13 protein-coding genes are annotated in these 17,542 nt (G+C 71.4%); 5 read left to right on the top strand and 8 right to left on the bottom strand.

Going from position 1 to position 17,542, the window contains the following annotated elements:
• The first annotated feature begins 82 nt into the window (after positions 1-82).
• From EW117_RS06075 to EW117_RS06090, 4 genes are all read left to right on the top strand, one after another.
• On the top strand, positions 83-952 hold the full coding sequence (locus tag EW117_RS06075; protein ID WP_242504108.1) for a carbohydrate ABC transporter permease: 870 nt from the start codon (positions 83-85) through the stop codon (positions 950-952).
• 5 nt (positions 953-957) lie between these two features.
• Entirely contained in the window at positions 958-1,887 is a 930-nt protein-coding gene (locus EW117_RS06080) for a carbohydrate ABC transporter permease (RefSeq protein ID WP_129784718.1), read from the top strand.
• Between the two features lie 64 nt (positions 1,888-1,951).
• Entirely contained in the window at positions 1,952-3,295 is a 1,344-nt protein-coding gene (locus EW117_RS06085) for an ABC transporter substrate-binding protein (protein WP_129784720.1), read from the top strand.
• 118 nt (positions 3,296-3,413) lie between these two features.
• Positions 3,414-5,252: a glycoside hydrolase family 35 protein gene (locus tag EW117_RS06090; protein ID WP_129784722.1), complete on the top strand. Its 1,839-nt coding sequence runs from the start codon at positions 3,414-3,416 to the stop codon at positions 5,250-5,252.
• 93 nt (positions 5,253-5,345) lie between these two features.
• Here the strand turns inward: EW117_RS06090 and EW117_RS06095 are convergent, their stop codons facing one another.
• The 8 genes from EW117_RS06095 to hutH form a co-directional block, all read right to left on the bottom strand.
• Positions 5,346-6,266 (bottom strand): carbohydrate ABC transporter permease, encoded by a 921-nt coding sequence (locus tag EW117_RS06095; RefSeq protein ID WP_129784935.1) that lies wholly within the window; start codon positions 6,264-6,266, stop codon positions 5,346-5,348.
• A gap of 11 nt (positions 6,267-6,277) precedes the next feature.
• Positions 6,278-7,261: an ABC transporter permease gene (locus EW117_RS06100; RefSeq protein ID WP_242504109.1), complete on the bottom strand. Its 984-nt coding sequence runs from the start codon at positions 7,259-7,261 to the stop codon at positions 6,278-6,280.
• Positions 7,261-8,940, bottom strand: a complete 1,680-nt coding sequence (locus EW117_RS06105; protein WP_129784724.1) for an ABC transporter substrate-binding protein — start codon at positions 8,938-8,940, stop codon at positions 7,261-7,263. Before EW117_RS06105 ends, EW117_RS06100 begins: the two co-directional genes overlap by 1 nt.
• Positions 8,941-9,192: 252 nt before the next feature.
• The gene (hutI, locus tag EW117_RS06110) at positions 9,193-10,434 is read right to left on the bottom strand and encodes an imidazolonepropionase (protein ID WP_129784726.1); all 1,242 of its coding nucleotides are present in this window, start codon (positions 10,432-10,434) and stop codon (positions 9,193-9,195) included.
• A gap of 89 nt (positions 10,435-10,523) precedes the next feature.
• Entirely contained in the window at positions 10,524-11,909 is a 1,386-nt protein-coding gene (locus tag EW117_RS06115) for a formimidoylglutamate deiminase (RefSeq protein WP_129784728.1), read from the bottom strand.
• Entirely contained in the window at positions 11,906-13,267 is a 1,362-nt protein-coding gene (locus tag EW117_RS06120; protein WP_207211769.1) for an allantoate amidohydrolase, read from the bottom strand. Before EW117_RS06120 ends, EW117_RS06115 begins: the two co-directional genes overlap by 4 nt.
• Complete coding sequence (hutU, locus tag EW117_RS06125; protein WP_129784730.1) at positions 13,264-14,940, bottom strand: urocanate hydratase; 1,677 nt, start codon at positions 14,938-14,940, stop codon at positions 13,264-13,266. The genes EW117_RS06120 and hutU overlap by 4 nt, the downstream gene beginning before the upstream one ends.
• Positions 14,941-15,026: 86 nt before the next feature.
• Positions 15,027-16,685, bottom strand: a complete 1,659-nt coding sequence (hutH, locus tag EW117_RS06130; RefSeq protein ID WP_242504110.1) for a histidine ammonia-lyase — start codon at positions 16,683-16,685, stop codon at positions 15,027-15,029.
• Positions 16,686-16,774: 89 nt separating this feature from the next.
• Between hutH and EW117_RS06135 the strand changes: the two genes are divergently transcribed.
• Entirely contained in the window at positions 16,775-17,542 is a 768-nt protein-coding gene (locus EW117_RS06135) for an IclR family transcriptional regulator (protein ID WP_129784732.1), read from the top strand.

The following is a 17,542-nucleotide window of genomic DNA, read 5'->3' on the forward strand; positions in this document are numbered from 1 at the left end:
CATGCTGACCCCACCCGTGAAGGAGCGACTTCCCTTGACCACGCTCGCATCGCCGCCGGCAGTGCACAGGACCATACGCCGGATGCGACACCGCTCCCGCTGGACCGGATGGGGGTTCGTCGGGCCCTTCATGGCCGTGTTCGCCCTGGTCTTCCTCGCGCCGATCGTCTACTCGCTCTATCTGAGCATGTTCCAGACGCAGCTCGTGGGCGGCACCTCGTTCGTAGGGTTCGACAACTACGCCCGCGCGCTCGGCGACCCGCAGTTCTGGGACGGCGTCGGCCGGGTGGCCCTGTTCCTCATGGTCCAGGTGCCCGTGATGCTCGGCATCTCCCTGCTGGTCGCCCTGGCGATCGACAGCGGCCGCCTGTACGGGCGTGACTTCTTCCGCCTGACGATCTTCCTGCCCTACGCGGTGCCCGGCGTTGTCGCCGCGCTGATGTGGGGCTTCATGTACGGCGAGCGGTTCGGCCTGGTCGGCAACTTCAACGACCTGTTCGGCACCAGCATCCCGGACCCGCTCGCCTCCGTCCTGGTGCTCCCCGCGATCGGCAACATCGTGACCTGGGAGTTCGTCGGCTACAACATGCTGATCTTCTACTCGGCCCTGCGCGTCGTGCCGGCCTCGCTCTACGAGGCGGCGGAGATCGACGGCGCCGGACCGTGGCGGGTGATCTCCGCGATCAAGCTGCCGGCGATCCGCGGCGCTCTGGTCGTCGCCACGATCTTCTCGATCATCGGCTCGTTCCAGCTCTTCAACGAGCCGAGCATCCTGCAGTCGCTGTCGCCCAACTACATCTCGACGCACTACACGCCGAACCTGTACGCCTACTCGCTGTCCTTCTCCGGCCAGCAGTACAACTACTCGGCCACGGTGGCGATCATCATGGGCGTGCTCACGATGCTCGTGGCCTACGTGGTGCAGCTGCGCGGCATGCGCAAGGAGGCCTGACCCAGATGAGCACCAACGCACTGATGACCCCGTCGAGCGGCCGCACGCGTCGTGCCCGCCCGCGCATCAAGACGCGCCGCACCTCGCACGCCCGGCCCACGCGCAGCATCCTGCTCACGGTCCTGACGGCCCTGGTCGGCATCTACGCGCTGATCCCGCTGGTCTGGCTGCTGATCAACGCGACCAAGACGCAGCCCGACCTGTTCAGCTCGTTCGGCCTGTGGTTCAGCGGCGACTTCGCCCTCTGGGACAACATCGTCGGCGTCCTGACGTACGACGGCGGGGTGTTCGGGCGCTGGTTCCTGAACACGCTGATGTACGTGGTGCTGGGCGCGGGCGGCGCCACCCTGCTGGCCCTGCTCGGGGGCTACGGGCTCGCGAAGTTCAGCTTCCCCGGCAAGCGCGCCGTGTTCGCCGTCGTGATCGGCGCCGTGGCCGTGCCCGGCACCGCCCTGGCGGTGCCCACGTTCCTCATGTTCGCGAACATGGGCCTGACGAACACGCCCTGGTCGGTCATCATCCCGTCGCTCATCTCGCCGTTCGGGCTCTACCTCATGTGGACGTTCGCCGCCGACGCCGTGCCCGACGAGATCATGGAGGCCGCCCGGATCGACGGCGCCAGCGAGGTCCGCACCTTCTTCCAGGTGTCCCTGCCCATGCTGGCGCCCGGCATCGTGACGGTGCTGCTGTTCACCGTCGTCGCGACGTGGAACAACTACTTCCTGCCGCTGATCATGCTGCGCGACCCGGACTGGTACCCCCTGACCCTTGGCCTGAACGCGTGGAACCAGCAGGCCACCACCGCGGGCGGCGAGGCGATCTTCAACCTCGTCATCGCCGGCTCGCTCCTCACGATCCTGCCGCTCATCGCGGTCTTCCTGCTCCTGCAGCGCTACTGGCAGTCGGGTCTCGCCGCCGGCAGCGTCAAGGAGTGAGCACCACCCCGCACGGCTTCCCCCAGAGACTGATCCGACTGACGATGAAGTGAGAGGAACCACCATGACCATCCGCCACCACCGCGCCGTAGGTGCGCTCGCCGCGGCGAGCGCCCTGGCGCTCACCCTGACCGCGTGCGGGTCCGGGTCCGACGGCGGCGACGCCCCTGCGGAGGAGGTGTCCGCCGAGGACGTCGCCGCCGCGCTCGAGGAGGGCGGCGACCTGCTGGTCTGGGCGTGGGAGCCCACGCTGGACAAGGTCGTCGAGGAGTTCGAGGCCGAGTACCCGAACGTGAACGTCGAGATGGCGAACGTCGGTACGGGCAACGACCACTACGTGGCGCTGCAGAACGCGATCAGCGCGGGCTCGGGCGTGCCCGACGTCACGCAGATGGAGTACTACGCCCTGCCGCAGTTCTCCATCGGCGAGTCCCTGGCCGACCTGAGCGCCTTCGGTGCCGGCGACCTGGAGAGCACCTACTCCCCCGGCCCGTGGGGTGCGGTGACCGACGGCGACGCCGTGTACGGCCTGCCGATGGACTCCGGCCCCATGGCGCTCTTCTACAACCAGAAGACGTTCGAGAAGGCCGGCGTCGAGGTCCCCGCGACCTGGGACGAGTTCGTGGACGCCGCGAAGAAGATCCACGCCTACGACCCGAACACGTACATCACGTCCGACAACGGCGACGCCGGCTTCACGACGTCGATGATCTGGCAGGCCGGCGGCCACCCGTTCGAGGTGGACGGCACCGACGTGACCGTGAACCTCGCCGACGAGGGCTCGGCGAAGTTCGCCGAGATGTGGCAGCAGATGATCGACGACGACCTCGTCGCGAAGGTCCCGGGCTGGTCCGACGAGTGGTTCCAGAGCCTGGGCAACGGTGAGATCGCCGCGCTGGTGACCGGCGCCTGGATGCCCGCGAACCTCGAGTCCGGTGCCGCACCGGCGTCGGGCGACTGGCGCGTGGCGCCCATGCCGCAGTGGACCGAGGGCGCGAACGAGACCGCCGAGAACGGCGGCTCCGCGCTGTCGATCACGGAGTCGAGCGAGAAGAAGGCCCTGGCCTACGGCTTCCTGGAGTACGCCAACGCCGGCGACGGCGTCGCCACCCGCCTGGCGGGCGGCAACTTCCCCGCGACGCTCGCGGACCTCACGGACGAGAAGTTCCTCGCCGAGGAGTCCGAGTACTTCGGCGGTCAGAAGATCAACGAGGTGCTGTCGGCGTCGGCCACCGGCGTCGTCGAGGGCTGGCAGTACCTGCCGTACCAGGTCTACGCGAACAGCGTGTTCCCGGACACGGGCGGCCAGGCGTACACCGGCTCGACCCCGCTGAAGGACGCCCTGGGCGCCTGGCAGGAGTCGATAGTCACCTACGGCAACGAGCAGGGCTTCACCGTCAGCGAGTGACGACCTGATCGCCGAAGTAGAGCGCCTGTCCCTGCACGACGCGGCTCGCCACGTGCGAGTCCGGGACGGGCGCTCTACTTCGGCGAACTGCTACATCACCCCAGAGGAGCACATATTCATGCCCACGTTCGATATCGGACCCGAGGACTTCCTGCTCGACGGCGAGCGGATGCAGGTCGTCAGTGGCGCGCTGCACTACTTCCGCGTGCACCCCGACCAGTGGGCCGATCGGATCCACAAGGCCCGGCTGATGGGCCTGAACACCATCGAGACATACGTGCCGTGGAACTTCCACGCGCCCGAGCCGGGGGTCTTCGACCTGGACGGACGGCGTGACCTGGGCCGGTTCCTCGACCTGGTGGCCGCCGAGGGCCTGCACGCCATCGTGCGGCCGGGCCCGTACATCTGCGCGGAGTGGGACGGCGGGGGCCTGCCGGCCTGGCTCCTGGCCGACGACGCCGTGGGCGTGCGCCGTCACGAGCCGCGGTTCCTCGACGCGATCGGCAAGTACTACGCGAGCCTGCTGCCGCTCGTGGCCGAGCGTCAGGTGACGCACGGCGGACCGGTGCTCATGGTGCAGGTCGAGAACGAGTACGGCGCCTACGGCGACGACCCGCTGCCCGAGCGGCAGAAATACCTGCGCGCGCTCGTCGACCTGGTGCGCGACCAGGGCATCGACGTCCCGCTGTTCACGTGCGACCAGGCGAACGACGAGATGCTCGCCCGCGGCGGCCTGCCGGAGCTGCACAAGACGGCGACGTTCGGGTCGCGCAGCGCGGAGCGGCTCGAGGTGCTGCGGCGGAACCAGCCGACGGGTCCGCTGATGTGCATGGAGTTCTGGAACGGCTGGTTCGACTCGTGGGGGCTGGAGCACCACCTGGCGCCCGCCGAGGCGAACGCCGCCGACCTGGACGATTTGCTCGCGGCCGGCGGGTCCGTGAACCTGTACATGTTCCACGGCGGCACCAACTTCGGGCTGACCAGCGGCGCGAACGACAAGGGCATCTACCGGCCCATCACGACGTCGTACGACTACGACGCACCGCTCGCCGAGGACGGCACGCCGACCGCCAAGTACTACGCGATGCGGGAAGTCATCGCGCGGCACCTTTCGGTGCCCGACGAGGTCCCCGCGGCGCGGCGCCCGGCGCCCGCCCTGGACGTGGCCCTGACCGCGCACGTCCCGCTCGCGGACGCTGTGCCCGCGCTCGTGCGCGGCGCCCTGGGCACCTTCGACCACGCGCCCACGATGGAGGAGCTGGGCCTCTGGTCGGGCTTCGCGGTGTACCGCACCACCATCCGGCCCGACGACGCCGTCCTGACGGTCGGCGAGGTGCGCGACCGTGCGGTCGTGCTCCTCGACGGCGAGCCGGTCGGCGTGCTCGACCGCGGGTCGCACACGTTCGCCGTCGCGCTGCCTGCGCGGGCTGGTGAGCTGACGCTGCTGGTCGAGAACCAGGGGCACGTCGACTACGGGCCCCGGATCGGCGAGCCCAATGGACTGATCGGTACCGTGCGGACCGCGGCGCGCGTGCTGGACGAGTGGGAGGCGGGCGCGCTGCGGGCAGAGGACGCCCCGGAGCTGCTGCGTGCGGCGCTGGACCTGGCCGACGACGGCGGCGCGGCGGCGTCCGGCGTCGGACCGGCTGCGGGTGACGCGGCTGGCGTTGCCGGGGCGGGCGGCGCGGCCGCGGCGGGTCTGCACCGCGGCACGTTCGACTCGGTCGCCGGGGCGGACCACTTCCTGCGCCTCGACGGCTGGACCAAGGGCCTGGCCTGGGTCAACGGCGAGCTGCTGGGCCGCTACTGGAGTCTGGGCCCCACGCACACGCTGTACGTGCCGGGGCCGCTGGTCCGTGCGACGGGCAACGAGCTCGTCCTGCTGGAGCTGCACGGCGCGGCGACCACGGGAGCGTCGTTCGTCCCAACCCCGGCCCTGGGCGTCACGGAACAGTAAACCCTTGGTGGTGGGCGTAATCGTTGCGACCAAAGCGGACAAAAAGTCGCAACGATCACGCCCACAACCAACGGGTGGGCAGCCGGTGTGCGGTCAGCCCTTGACCGAGCCCAGCATCACCCCCGAGACGAAGTAGCGCTGGACGAAGGGGTACACGCACAGGATCGGGATGATGGTCAGGATCATCGTCACGGCCTGGATGTTCGCGGAGATCGCGGCGGTGGTCGTCCCCGCGACCGCCGCCCCCTCCGACGCCGTGGTCGATGCGCCCGCGATCAGATTGCGCAGGAACAGCGTGACGGGGAAGAGCTCCTGCTTGTCGAGGTAGAGGAACGCCGCGAACCAGTCGTTCCAGTACGCGACCGAGTAGAACAGCACCATCGTGGCGACGACGGGCTTCGACAGCGGCAGGACGATCCGGCAGAAGATGCCGAACCAGCCCAGCCCGTCGATCTGCGCGGCTTCCTCGAGCTCCCGGGGCAGGTTCTCGAAGAAGGCCTTCATCACCAGCAGGTTGAACACCGAGATCGCCCCCGGCAGGATCACCGCCCACATCGTGTTCTTCATGCCGAGGGCCGAGATCAGCACGTAGTTGGGGACGATGCCGCCGTTGAAGAACATCGTGAAGACGGCGAGCCCGATCAGGACGCTCCGGCCCCGCAGGTGCGGCTTGGAGATCGCGTACGCGAACGTCGTCGTCAGGACCATCGCGATGGTGGTACCGAGGAACGTGTACAGCACCGTGTTGCCGTACGCGCCCCAGAAGGTCCCGTTCTGCGCCACGGCCCGGTAGGTGTCGAGGTTGAACCCGACGGGCCACACGTTGACCAGGCCCGCCTTGATCGCGCCCGGGCTGGAGAACGATTGGGCGACCACGGTGATGAACGGATAGAGCATCACCGCGCACACCACCAGCAGCACCACCGTGTTGACGGCGGTGAACGCCCGGTAGCCTCGGGTGTCGCGCGGGCCGACCGATATGCCCGCGCCCGCCGCGACGGACGACACGGTCATGGCGTTCTGGGTCACCACAGGCTTGCTCCTGTCATACGTCGCGAGATGAGATTCGCCGACAGCACCATGACGAGCCCGATACAGGCCTGGAAGAGCCCGATCGCGGCCGCGTAGCTGAGGTTGTTGGACACCAGTCCGACGCGGTACAGGTACGTCGAGATGACGTCGCCCGTGGCGTAGGTCAGCGGGCTGTAGAGGAGGAGGACCTTCTCGAAGCCGACGTTGAGGAAGGTCCCGATGTTGAGGATCAGCAGCGTGATCATGGTGGGCCGGATGCCGGGCAGGGTGACGTGCCACGTCTGCCGCCACCGGTTGGCGCCGTCGATCCGGGCTGCCTCGTAGAGCGAGGCGTCGACGGTGGTCAGTGCGGCGAGGTAGAGGATGGTCCCCCACCCGAGGGTCTGCCACACCTCGGACCCGACGTAGATCGCTCGGAACCACTCCGGCCGCTGCAGGTACGGGACAGCTTCCCCGCCCAGGGCCTCGGTGATCTGGTTGACCGTCCCCTGCAGCGACAGGAGCTGCATGACCATGCCGGCGACGATCACCACCGAGAGGAAGTGCGGCAGGTAGGAGATCGACTGGACCGCCCTCTTGAACGCCTTCTTCCGTACCTCGTTGAGCAGGAGCGCCAGGACGATGGGCAGCGGGAAGCCGACGATCAGCGTGAGCGCCCCGATGATGACCGTGTTGCCGAACACGTGCCAGAACGTCGGGTCGTTGATGAACATGTCCACGTAGAGCAGCCCGACCCATTCCTCGCCGAAGATGCTGCCGCCCGGCCGGAACCGGCGGAACGCGATGACGTTCCCCAGCATCGGGCCGTAGCGGAAGATCAGGAGGAACAGGACCGGCAGGACGGCCATCAGGTAGAGGACGCCGTCCCGGCGCCACACGACGCGCCACGGCAGCTTGGTCCCGTGGCCGCGCGGTGGACCGGTGTTCCACGGCCGTCGACCGACGACCTGCCGTCGGCCGACCGTTTCGGCGACCACTAGCCGTTGCTCTCGGCGAAACGCTGGTGGGCGCCGTTGACGAGGTCCAGGTACCCCTGCAGGTTCTGGCCCTCGAGCTCGGCGACGTACGCGTCCCACTCGCTGAGGTCCCGCTCACCGAGGATGAACTTCAGCGTGTTGGTGTTGACGGTGTCCGCGAGCGTCGTCGTCAGGAGCGAGGCCTGCTCGAGCTCCGCCTCGTTCAGTGGCGCGGGCGGGAACGGGTCGCGCGGCGTCCTCGTCGAGAGCACAGAGTCGATGTACTCCACGAACTGGGGCGAGTTGTAGGACTCCTTCAGCGCCCTGGACTCGGTCGAGCCCGCGAGGACCTCCGACGAGAATCCCAGGTCCTTCGCGATGTCCGTGCCCGCGCCGAAGTTGATGTTGAACGCGTCGAGCGAGTAGCCGGGCTCGAGCGTGAACTTCCCGTCTTCGGACTTGGTGTACGTCTCGCCCTCGACGCCCCAGCGCAGCATCTCGCGGGCGTCGGGGTTGTAGTACAGCCAGTCCAGGAACTGCAGCAGGGCGATGAAGTTCGGGTCGTCCTTGGCCTCGGAGTTCACCATGAAGCCGTTCCAGAAGTTGCGCGGCTCGACGATCTGGCCGGCCTCGCCGCCCGGCGGGGCGATCTGGACGACCTCGTGGTTGCCCTTGCCGACCGTCTCGTCCAGCGCCGTCGAGAACTCCTGCACCGTGCCGTTCGCGCCGGAGGCGGCGAACACCTCTTCAGCGGCGAACTTCTCGGTGACCGTCCCCGCGCCGTCGTTGGTGGCGGTGAAGGACTCGGGGTCGAGCAGCCCGTCCTCCACGAGCCCGTGGAAGTACTCGACCATCTTCTTGTAGCCGTCCGACGTGGCGGCGTACACGAACTCGCCGGACTCCTCGTCGAAGAACGTGCCGTCGCCGAATCCCCAGCCGGCCCGGGTCCCGAAGGCGTGCGAGGCGTAGTTGAGCATCGACTGGCCCTCGAAACCGTCGGCCAGGGGGTAGCTGTCGGGGTACTTGGCCTTGATCTTCTCGAGCCCCGCCCGCAGCTCGTCCCAGGTCTCCGGGATGGGCGCACCCACCTCGTCGAACACGTCCTTGCGCACCAGGAGCGTGAAGACCGGGACCGAGACCTCCTGGAGGCCGGGCATCATGTAGTACTTGCCGTCCGCCTGGCGCAGGTTGTCGATCATCGGGCGCAGGTCCCACTCCTCCACGTACTTCTGGAAGTTGGGCATGTACTCCTCGTAGTCACTGAGCGGCAGCACGGCGCCCGACGCCGCGAAGCTCTTCTCCTCGCCGGTGTAGACGAGCGGGATGATGTACGGCGCGTCACCGGCGCTGAGGAGGAGGCTGCGCTTCTCCACCGCGTCGCTGAACGGGATGTTGGTCAGGTCGAGGGAGACGTTCGTCCGCTTCTCGATCTCGTCGAACTGCTGCCAGGAGTCCTTGATCGGAAGCTCGGGCCAGTCGGTCCAGAGCATGGAGAAGCTCACCGGCTCGGTGGCCTTGAACTGCTGGTCGGCCTCGAAGCTCTCCATGGCACCGGTGGTCTGTTCGAGCCCTTCGGGCTCGCCGTCTCCGCCACCGCCTGTGGTGCACGCGGCCAGGGCGACCAGCGCCGCCGCGGCCACGGCCGCCGTCATGCGCCGGCCTGTGCGGCGCGCTCGTCGAGTTGTCACGTCACGAGTCATGTCTCTCCTCATTGAGAACCGATCCCGAGCGCCAGTGCTCGGGAATCACCTGCGACGGTCGCGCTCGGCCGACCAGCTCGACGGCCCGCCGGACCGATCGACCGAAACACTTTCGTGCCGTTTCGCAAATTTACCGTTAAAGTAGGGTAAGCCGGAAAGCCCGTCAACCCCTCGGTCCGAGTGACTCCAGCACTGCGGGTTACGCGGCGGAGAGAGGGCCGCGCACCCTCGGGCACGTCGAAAGTTTCGCGGTCAGGCCCGCGCGCCGTCCTTCCACACCTGGGCGACCAGCGGTACGCCAGGGCGGTAGGCCAGGTAGAGGTGGCTGGGGGCGTCGAGCACGGTGAGATCGGCGCGCGCGCCGACCCGCAGGTGGCCGACGTCGTCCCGCCGGAGTGCCGCCGCCCCGCCCGCCGTGGCCGACCAGAGGGCCTCGGCAGGACTCATCCGCATCTCGCGCACGGCGAGCGCGACCACGAACGGCATGGACGAGCTGTAGCCCGAGCCCGGGTTGCAGTCCGTGGCGAGCGCGACGGGCACGCCAGCCGCTAGCAGACGGCGCGCGTCCGGATAGGGCGACCGGGTGGAGAACTCGATCGCGGGCAGGAGCGTCGCGACGCTGCCGTGCCCGACGCCGGAGCCCGAGCCCGAGCGGCCGGCCCAGGACCCGGCCAGCGCGTCGACGTCGGCGTCGGTCAGGTAGGTGCAGTGGTCGACGCTGGCCGCCCCGACCTCGACCGCGAGCCGGACGCCGGGGCCGGCCGAGAGCTGGTTGCCGTGCACGCGGGCGAGCAAGCCGGCGCGCAGGCCGGCGGCGAGCACGGCCCGGGACTCGTCCTCGTCGAAGGCGGTGGGCGCCGCGGGCTCGCAGAACACGTCGACCCAGCGGGCGTGCGGCGCGCAGGCGGCGAGCATCGGCCCGGTCACGAGGCGGAGGTAGGCGGCGCGGTCGTGCGCGTACTCGGCGGGGACGGTGTGGGCGCCGAGGTAGGTCGTCTCCGGCGTGAGCTCGCGCGCGATCCGCAGCATGCGGGCCTCGGTGGCGACGTCCTGGCCGTAGCCGCTCTTGATCTCGACGGTGGTCGTGCCCTGCGCGAGCATCTCCCGCACGAGGGCTCGGCCGCGCGCCCGCAGGGCCTCCTCGCTCGCGGCGCGCGTGGCGGCCACGGTGTTCGCGATGCCGCCCCCGGTGTACGGCTCGCCCGTCATGCGCGCGGCGAACTCCGCTGAGCGGTCCCCCGCGAACACGGTGTGCGAGTGCGAGTCCACGAACCCCGGGAGCACGCATCGCCCCTCGAGGTCGACCGCCACGTCCGCCGCGGGCGCCGACGACGCCGGTCCCGTCCAAGCAATCCGGCCCGCCTCGACGACGACGGCGGCGTCCGCCACCATGCCGAGCCCGTCGCCCGGGCCGCCGGCGCGAGGCTCGGACGCCCCGCCGTGGACCGGGTCGTTCGTGACCAGCTCGCCGATGTTCGTCAGCAGCACGCTCATGCTTCGCTCCCTGAGGTCTTTGGTTGTGAGCGCGACCGTTGCGACTTCGAGTCCGTTTTGGGCGCAACGGTCGCGCCCACAACCAGGGGCTAGGGGGTTGTCGCAGTCCAGAGTTCGTCGATCGCCTCCGACAGCATCCGGGCGACGTCGCCGGCGCGGTGCTCGCCGTCCCGGACGACGAGCTCGCCGCCCGCCACGACGTCGGACACGTCCGTCGCACCCGCCACCAGGGCCACCTGGGCGGGGTCGGTCCCGGCGGTGCGCGCCGTGTCGAGGCGCACCGCGACCAGGTCGGCGGGCGCGCCCACGGCGATCCGCCCCCCGTCCGGCCGGCCGAGCGCCGCGTGCCCGGCCGACGTCGCCATCTCGACCAGGGTCGCCGGACCGAACGAGCCGCGCCGTCCGGTCGCGAGCCGTTCGTGCTCCTCGACGCCGCGCGCCTCCGCGAGCACGTCGGCGCCCACGTGCTGGTCCGTACCGACCGACAGCGGGCTGCCCGCCCGCAGCAGCCGAAGCCCTGGGGCCAATCCGTCGGCGAGGTCGCGCTCCGTGGTCGGGCAGAGGCAGACGCCCGTGCCCGAGGCGCCGAGCAGCGCGACGTCGTCGTCGGTCAGATGCACGGCGTGGATCGCGGTGGTGCCGGGGCCGAGAGCTCCGGCGTCGTGCAGCAGGCGCGTCGGGGTGACGCCGAAGGCCGCGAGCGCCGCCTCGTTCTCCCCCGGCTGCTCCGACAGGTGCACGTGCAGCGGCGCGCCGGCCCGCCGCGCCCACCCGGCGACCTCGCGCAGCTCGTCGGGCGTGACCGCGCGGACCGAGTGGGCGGCGGCGCCGACGAGCACGCGGTCGTCGTCGGCCCAGGCGGCGCGCAGCGCGTCCACGCGGCGCGCCCATGCCTCGACGGTGCCATCGCCGAACCGGGCTTGCTCGGGGGCGAGCGGCTCGTGCTGAGCCGTACCGGGATGCTCCGTACCGAGGCCACCGTGCAGGTAGCAGGTGTCGAGCAGCGTGAGGTGTACCCCGGCGTCGCGCGCGGCGGAGCGCAGGGCCTCGGCCATGGCGTTCGGCCCGCCCTCGGACGCCGGGTGCGGCGTCCCGTCGGCGCGATGGTGCACGTAGTGGAACTCGCCGACGGCGGTCGTCCCGCCCAGCGCCATCTCGGCGTACACGGCGCGCGCCAGCCGCTCGTACAGCTCCGGCGTCAGTGCCGCGGCCAGCGCGTACATCCCCGCGCGCCAGGTCCAGAAGGAGCCGCCGCCCGCGTGCGTGCGCCCGCGCAGGGCGCGGTGGAACGCGTGCGAGTGCGCGTTGGCGAGACCCGGGAGCACTATCCCGCCGAGCCGCACGTCGCCGTCCGACGCCGCAGCTCCGAGCTCGACGCCGACGATCCGTCCCTCGGCGGTCTCCACCCGCACCGACTCCACGACGCCGGGGCCGCCCGGTTGGGCCAGCCAGGCCCGCTCGCACCAGAAGCTCATCGCGCCCCACTCCCGGCGGCGCTGCCGTCCGCGGGTGGTCGGTAGGACGTCAGGTGATCGGCATTCCGAGGTGCCGACCACCTTGCATTCTGCCGACCACGCGGTTCGGTGAGGAGATCTGCCAGGACCGCCGTGAGCGCGGCCACGCCGGCGTCGCAGTCGGCCGCCTCCGCGAACTCGGCCGGGGAGTGCGAGACGCCCGTGGGGTTGCGCACGAACAGCATCGCGGTGGGCACACCGGCCGCGGCGAGGATCCCGGCGTCGTGGCCCGCGCCCGTGCCGATCACCGGGGCAGGCAGGCCGGAGCCGGGCCGTCCGACGACATCGGCGATCCGTGCCGCGAGCGCCGGATCGAACACGGTGGCGGGCGTCCAGGACTCCTCGACGGGATGCCACTGGCTCAGCCCCGCGGCCCCGGCCCTGCCGACTGCAGCCTTGTCAGCGGTCGCCGGATGGCCCAGGACCGCCCGGACCGCAGACTCCGTCTCCGCGCGGGCGTCTATCCAGGCGCGGACGCGGGACGGGATCGCGTTGACGCCGTTCGGCTCGACCTGGACCTTGGCCAGCGTCGCGAGCGCCCCGGCGTGCTCGGCTGCCGCGCGGACGTCGGTGATGAGCCGCGCGAGGTCGAGCATCGGGTCGTGGCGGTGGTCCAGCGGCGTCGTGCCGGCGTGGTTGGCCTCGCCCGCCAGGTCGACGCGCCAGCGGCCGTGCGGCCAGATCGCCGAGCCGATCGCAACCGGCGCCGCCTCGTCCGAGGGCAGGTCAGCCAGGTACCGGCCCTGTTCCACGTGCAACTCGACGAAGACGCCGATCCGCCCGAGAGCCTCGGGGTCACGCCCGTACTGCTCGAGCCGCACTCCGCCGGCGCCCCGGGCGAGCACGCCCGCCAGGCTGTCCCCGGCGCCGTCCCGCAGCGCGAGCAACCGGTCCGCGCCGACAGTCCCCGTGACCGCGCGCGAGCCGAGGCAGGCGAGCCCGAACCGAGCGCCCTCCTCGTCGGAGAAGTTCACGATCCCCAGCGGCCGAGCGGGTTGGACGCCGTCGGCCCGCAGCGCGTCGAGCGCCGCGAACGCGCTGGCGACCCCGAGCGGGCCGTCGAACGCGCCGCCGCCGGGCACGGAGTCGAGGTGGCTGCCGGTCACGACGCCGGGCCCGTCGGCACCGGGGTCGCCCCACCATGCCCACTGGTTTCCTGCGCGGTCGGTCATCACGGAGAGCCCACGCGCGGCCGCCTCGGCGGCGAACCACTCGCGCAGCGCCAGGTCGTGCGGGGTCCAGGCGAACCGCTCGTACCCGCCGGACGGCGCCCGCCCGACGTCGGCGATCGCGTCGAGCAGCCGCCCTACATCCGTCACGTCGTCTCCCGCATCGGCACGCGCAGCCCGCCGCGCTCGGCGGCCGCGACGGCGTCGTCGTACCCGGCGTCGACGTGGCGCAGCACGCCCGTCGCCGGGTCGTTCGCGAGCACCCGCGCGAGCTTCTCGGCGGCCAACGGCGTCCCGTCGGCAACCGAGACCTGGCCGGAGTGCAGCGATCGCCCCATACCCACACCACCCCCATGGTGGATCGAGACCCAGGTCGCGCCGGAGGCGGTGTTCATCAGGGCGTTCAGGAGCGGCCAGTCGGCGATGGCGTCGGAGCCGTCCGCCATCGACTCGGTCTCCCGGTACGGGGAGGCGACCGAGCCGGAGTCCAGGTGGTCGCGCCCGATGGCGATCGGCGCGGAGATCTCGCCCGACGCGACGAGCTCGTTGAACCGCAGCCCCGCGACGTCCCGCTCCCCGTGCCCGAGCCAGCAGATGCGGGCCGGCAGCCCCTGGAAGGCGACCCGGTCCTGGGCGGCGCGGATCCAGCGCCCGAGGTGGTCGTTGTCGGGGAACAGGTCGAGCACTGCCTGGTCGGTGACGGCGATGTCGCGCGGGTCCCCGGACAGCGCCGCCCAGCGGAACGGGCCCTTGCCCTCCGCGAACAGCGGTCGGATGTACGCGGGCACGAAGCCCGGGAAGTCGAACGCGCGGTCGTACCCGCCCAGGCGGGCCTCGTCGCGGATCGAGTTGCCGTAGTCGAACACCTCGGCGCCCGCGTCCTGGAACCCGACCATGCCCTCGACGTGCCGGGCCATCGACTCCCGGGCCCGGTCGGTGAACCCTTCGGGATCCTTCGCGGCGAGGTCGGTCCAGTCCTCCAGCGCGACGCCGGACGGCAGGTACGACAACGGGTCGTGCGCCGAGGTCTGGTCGGTGACGATGTCGATCTCGACGCCCCGGCGCAGCAGCTCCGGCACGACGTCGGCCGAGTTGCCGACCACGCCCACCGACAGTGCCCGGCGCTCCTTCTTCGCGGCCAGCGCGAGCGCCACACCCGCGTCCAGCGACTCCGCGACGACGTCGAGGTACCGCGTCTCGACGCGCCGGTGCAGGCGGGCCGGGTCGACGTCGACCACGAGGCAGACGCCGCCGTTGAGCGTCACGGCCAGCGGCTGCGCGCCGCCCATGCCGCCGCAGCCGCCGGTCAGGGTCAGCGTCCCCGCGAGGGTTCCGTCGAACTTCTTCGCCGCCACCGCCGCCAGCGTCTCGTACGTGCCCTGCAGGATCCCCTGCGAGCCGATGTAGATCCACGACCCGGCGGTCATCTGCCCGTACATGGTCAGTCCGAGCTGCTCCAGGCGCCGGAACTCGGGCCAGTTCGCCCAGTCCCCGACCAGGTTCGAGTTCGCGATCAGCACGCGCGGCGCCCACTCGTGCGTCCGCAGCACGCCCACCGGGCGGCCCGACTGCACCATCAGCGTCTCGTCGTCGCGCAGGTCCGTGAGCGAGCGGACTATCGCGTGGTAGCTCGGCCAGTCCCGCGCGGCGCGGCCGGTGCCGCCGTAGACGACCAGGTCGTCGGGCCGCTCGGCCACCTCCGGGTCGAGGTTGTTCATCAGCATGCGCAGCGGGGCCTCGGTCTGCCAGCTGCGGGCGGTCAGGGTGGTGCCGCGCGGGGCGCGGACGGCGACCGGGGTCCCCCGGTCATAGGGCTGATTCATCTGCGTCTCCTTCTTGGTTGTGGGCGCGATGGTTGCGTCTTCCTGCCCGCTTTAGGCGCAAAGTTCGCGCCCACAGCAAAGGGTTCTCACAGCAAGGGGCCGACGGCGGACGCGGCGGCCGCCGCGATCCGGCCGGCCGCCACGAGCTGGACCACGTGCTCGATCTCCGGGGCGAGGTGGCGGTCGGGTCCGGGTCCGGGCACGACGGCGCGGACGGCGTCGTGCACCGCACCCGTGCCGGCCGCGGGAGCCTCCGCGCGGAAGTCGAGGGCTCGTGTCGCCGTGAGCACCTCGATGGCCAGCACGCGCGTGAGCCCGTCGACGGAGCGGCGGAGCTTGCGTGCGCCGGACCAGCCCATGGACACGTGGTCCTCCTGCATGGCGGAGCTCGGGATGGAGTCCACGCTGGCCGGTGCGGCCAGGCGCTTCAGCTCTGAGACGATCCCGGCTGCCGTGTACTGGGCGATCATGTGCCCGGAGTCGACGCCGGGATCGTGCGCGAGGAACGCGGGCAGGCCCTCGGAGCGGGAGACGTCGAGGAACCGGTCCGTGCGCCGCTCGCTCATGCTCGCCAGGTCGGCGGCCGCGATGGCGAGGAAGTCGAGCACGTAGCCGACGGGAGCCCCGTGGAAGTTGCCGTTGGACTCCACGCGCCCGTCGGAGGTCACCACCGGGTTGTCGATCGCGGAGGCCAGCTCCCGGCGCGCGACCGTGGCGGCGTGCTCAAGGGTGTCGCGGGCAGCGCCGTGCACCTGGGGCGCGCAGCGCAGGGAGTAGGCGTCCTGCACGCGGGTGCAGGCGGGGTTCCCGGCGTCGTCGAGCTCGCGGTGGCTCGCCATGAGGGGCGAGCCCGCCAGGATCTGCCGCATGTTCGACGCCGATGCCGCCTGGCCCGGGTGCGGACGCATGCCGACGAGGTCCTCGGCGAACGGCGCGTCCGAGCCGAGCAGCGCCTCGACGGACAGGGCCGCGGCGACGTCGGCCGTGGTGAGCAGGCGGCGCAGGTCGTGGATCGCGAGGCAGAGCATGCCGAGCATGCCGTCGGTGCCGTTGATGAGGGCGAGGCCCTCCTTCTCGGCGAGCACGAGCGGCGCGATGCCGGCGTCGGCGAGGGCCTGTGCGGCGTCGACTTCGCCGGTCGATCCGGTCGAGCCGGTCGAGCCGGTCGAGACCCCCGAGCCCACAGACACGACACGGACCCGCCCCTCCCCCATGGCGGCGAGCGCCACGTGCGCGAGCGGCGCGAGATCCCCGGAGCAGCCGAGCGACCCGTACTCGTGCACGATCGGCGTGATCCCGGCGTTAAGCATCGCGGCGTAGTTCTGCGCGGTGACCGGACGGGCGCCGGTGTGCCCGGTGACCAGGGTCGCGAGGCGCAGGAGCTGCAGCGCGCGCACCACCTCGGTCTCGACCTCGGGACCGGACCCGGCGGCGTGCGACCGCACGAGGCTGAGCTGGAGCTGGGCCCGCATCTCGGTGGGGATGTGCCGGCGGGCCAGCGCCCCGAAGCCGGTGGAGACGCCGTAGTGGGGTACGACGTCCTGGGCCAGACCGTCGATGACGGCGCGGCTCTGCGCCATTCGGGCCAGGGCCGTCTCATGGATCTCGACCGACGCGCCGTAGCGGGCGACCGCGACCACCTGGTCGACGGTCAGCGGCGTGCCGTCGATGACTACGTGCCGGGGCAGGTCCGGGTCGGCCGCGTGGGTGTGCGGCGTCGGTCCCTCGTGGTGCAGGGTGCTCATGCGCCCATAGAACCTCGCCGGGAGCACCGTAGCGCGGCGGGAAGCGGCGATAGAGTCTGGGATACAAGACAGTTCACCGGGAGGAAACAGTGGCCGGCAGCAGCACCGTTCCCGCCGCACGCACCACGGCCCGGCTGTTGACGTTCCTCGCGGCGCAGACCGGGCCGGTGCCGGCAGGCGCCATCGCGCACGGCATCGGGGTGCCCCGGTCGAGCGTCTATCACCTGCTGTCGGTGCTGCGGGACGAGGGCTTCGTGCGGCACTTCCCGGACGAGCGCCGCTACGGCCTGGGCGTGGCCGCCCTCGGCCTGGGCAGTGCGTACACGCGGCAGGCGCCGCTCACCCGGCTGGCCGCGCCGGTGGTCGCCCGCCTGGTGGAGACGGCCGGCGAGAACGGGCACCTCGCGGTGCTGAACGGCCGGGAGGTCCTGTACCTGGTGGAGCAGCGCGCGGCGGGGCGCCCGCCCCTGGTGACCGACGTCGACGTCCACCTCCCGAGCCACCTCACCGCCAGCGGGCGCGCGGTGCTGGCGCTGCTGCCCCCGGCGCAGGTGCGCGCGCTGTACCCGACGCCGGGATCGTTCACCGACCTCACCGGGGCCGGGCCGCGGACCTTGCGGGAGCTGCGGACGGTGCTGCGCGAGGCTCGGGCGCGCGGGTTCGCTGTGGAGGACGGCGAGGTGACGGCCGGCTTCGCATCGGTGGCCGCGGCCGTCGTGGACCACACGGGGCGGCCCGTCGCGGGGCTGGCGGTGACGTTCCGCTCGGATGCGTACGACGACGACGCGCGGGCTGGGCTCGCGGAGCGGGCAACACATGCGGCACGAGAGGTCAGCCGAAGGCTGGGAGCCCGGTGA

The organism is Promicromonospora panici (genome assembly GCF_900608595.1).
GTDB lineage: Bacteria > Actinomycetota > Actinomycetes > Actinomycetales > Cellulomonadaceae > Promicromonospora > Promicromonospora panici.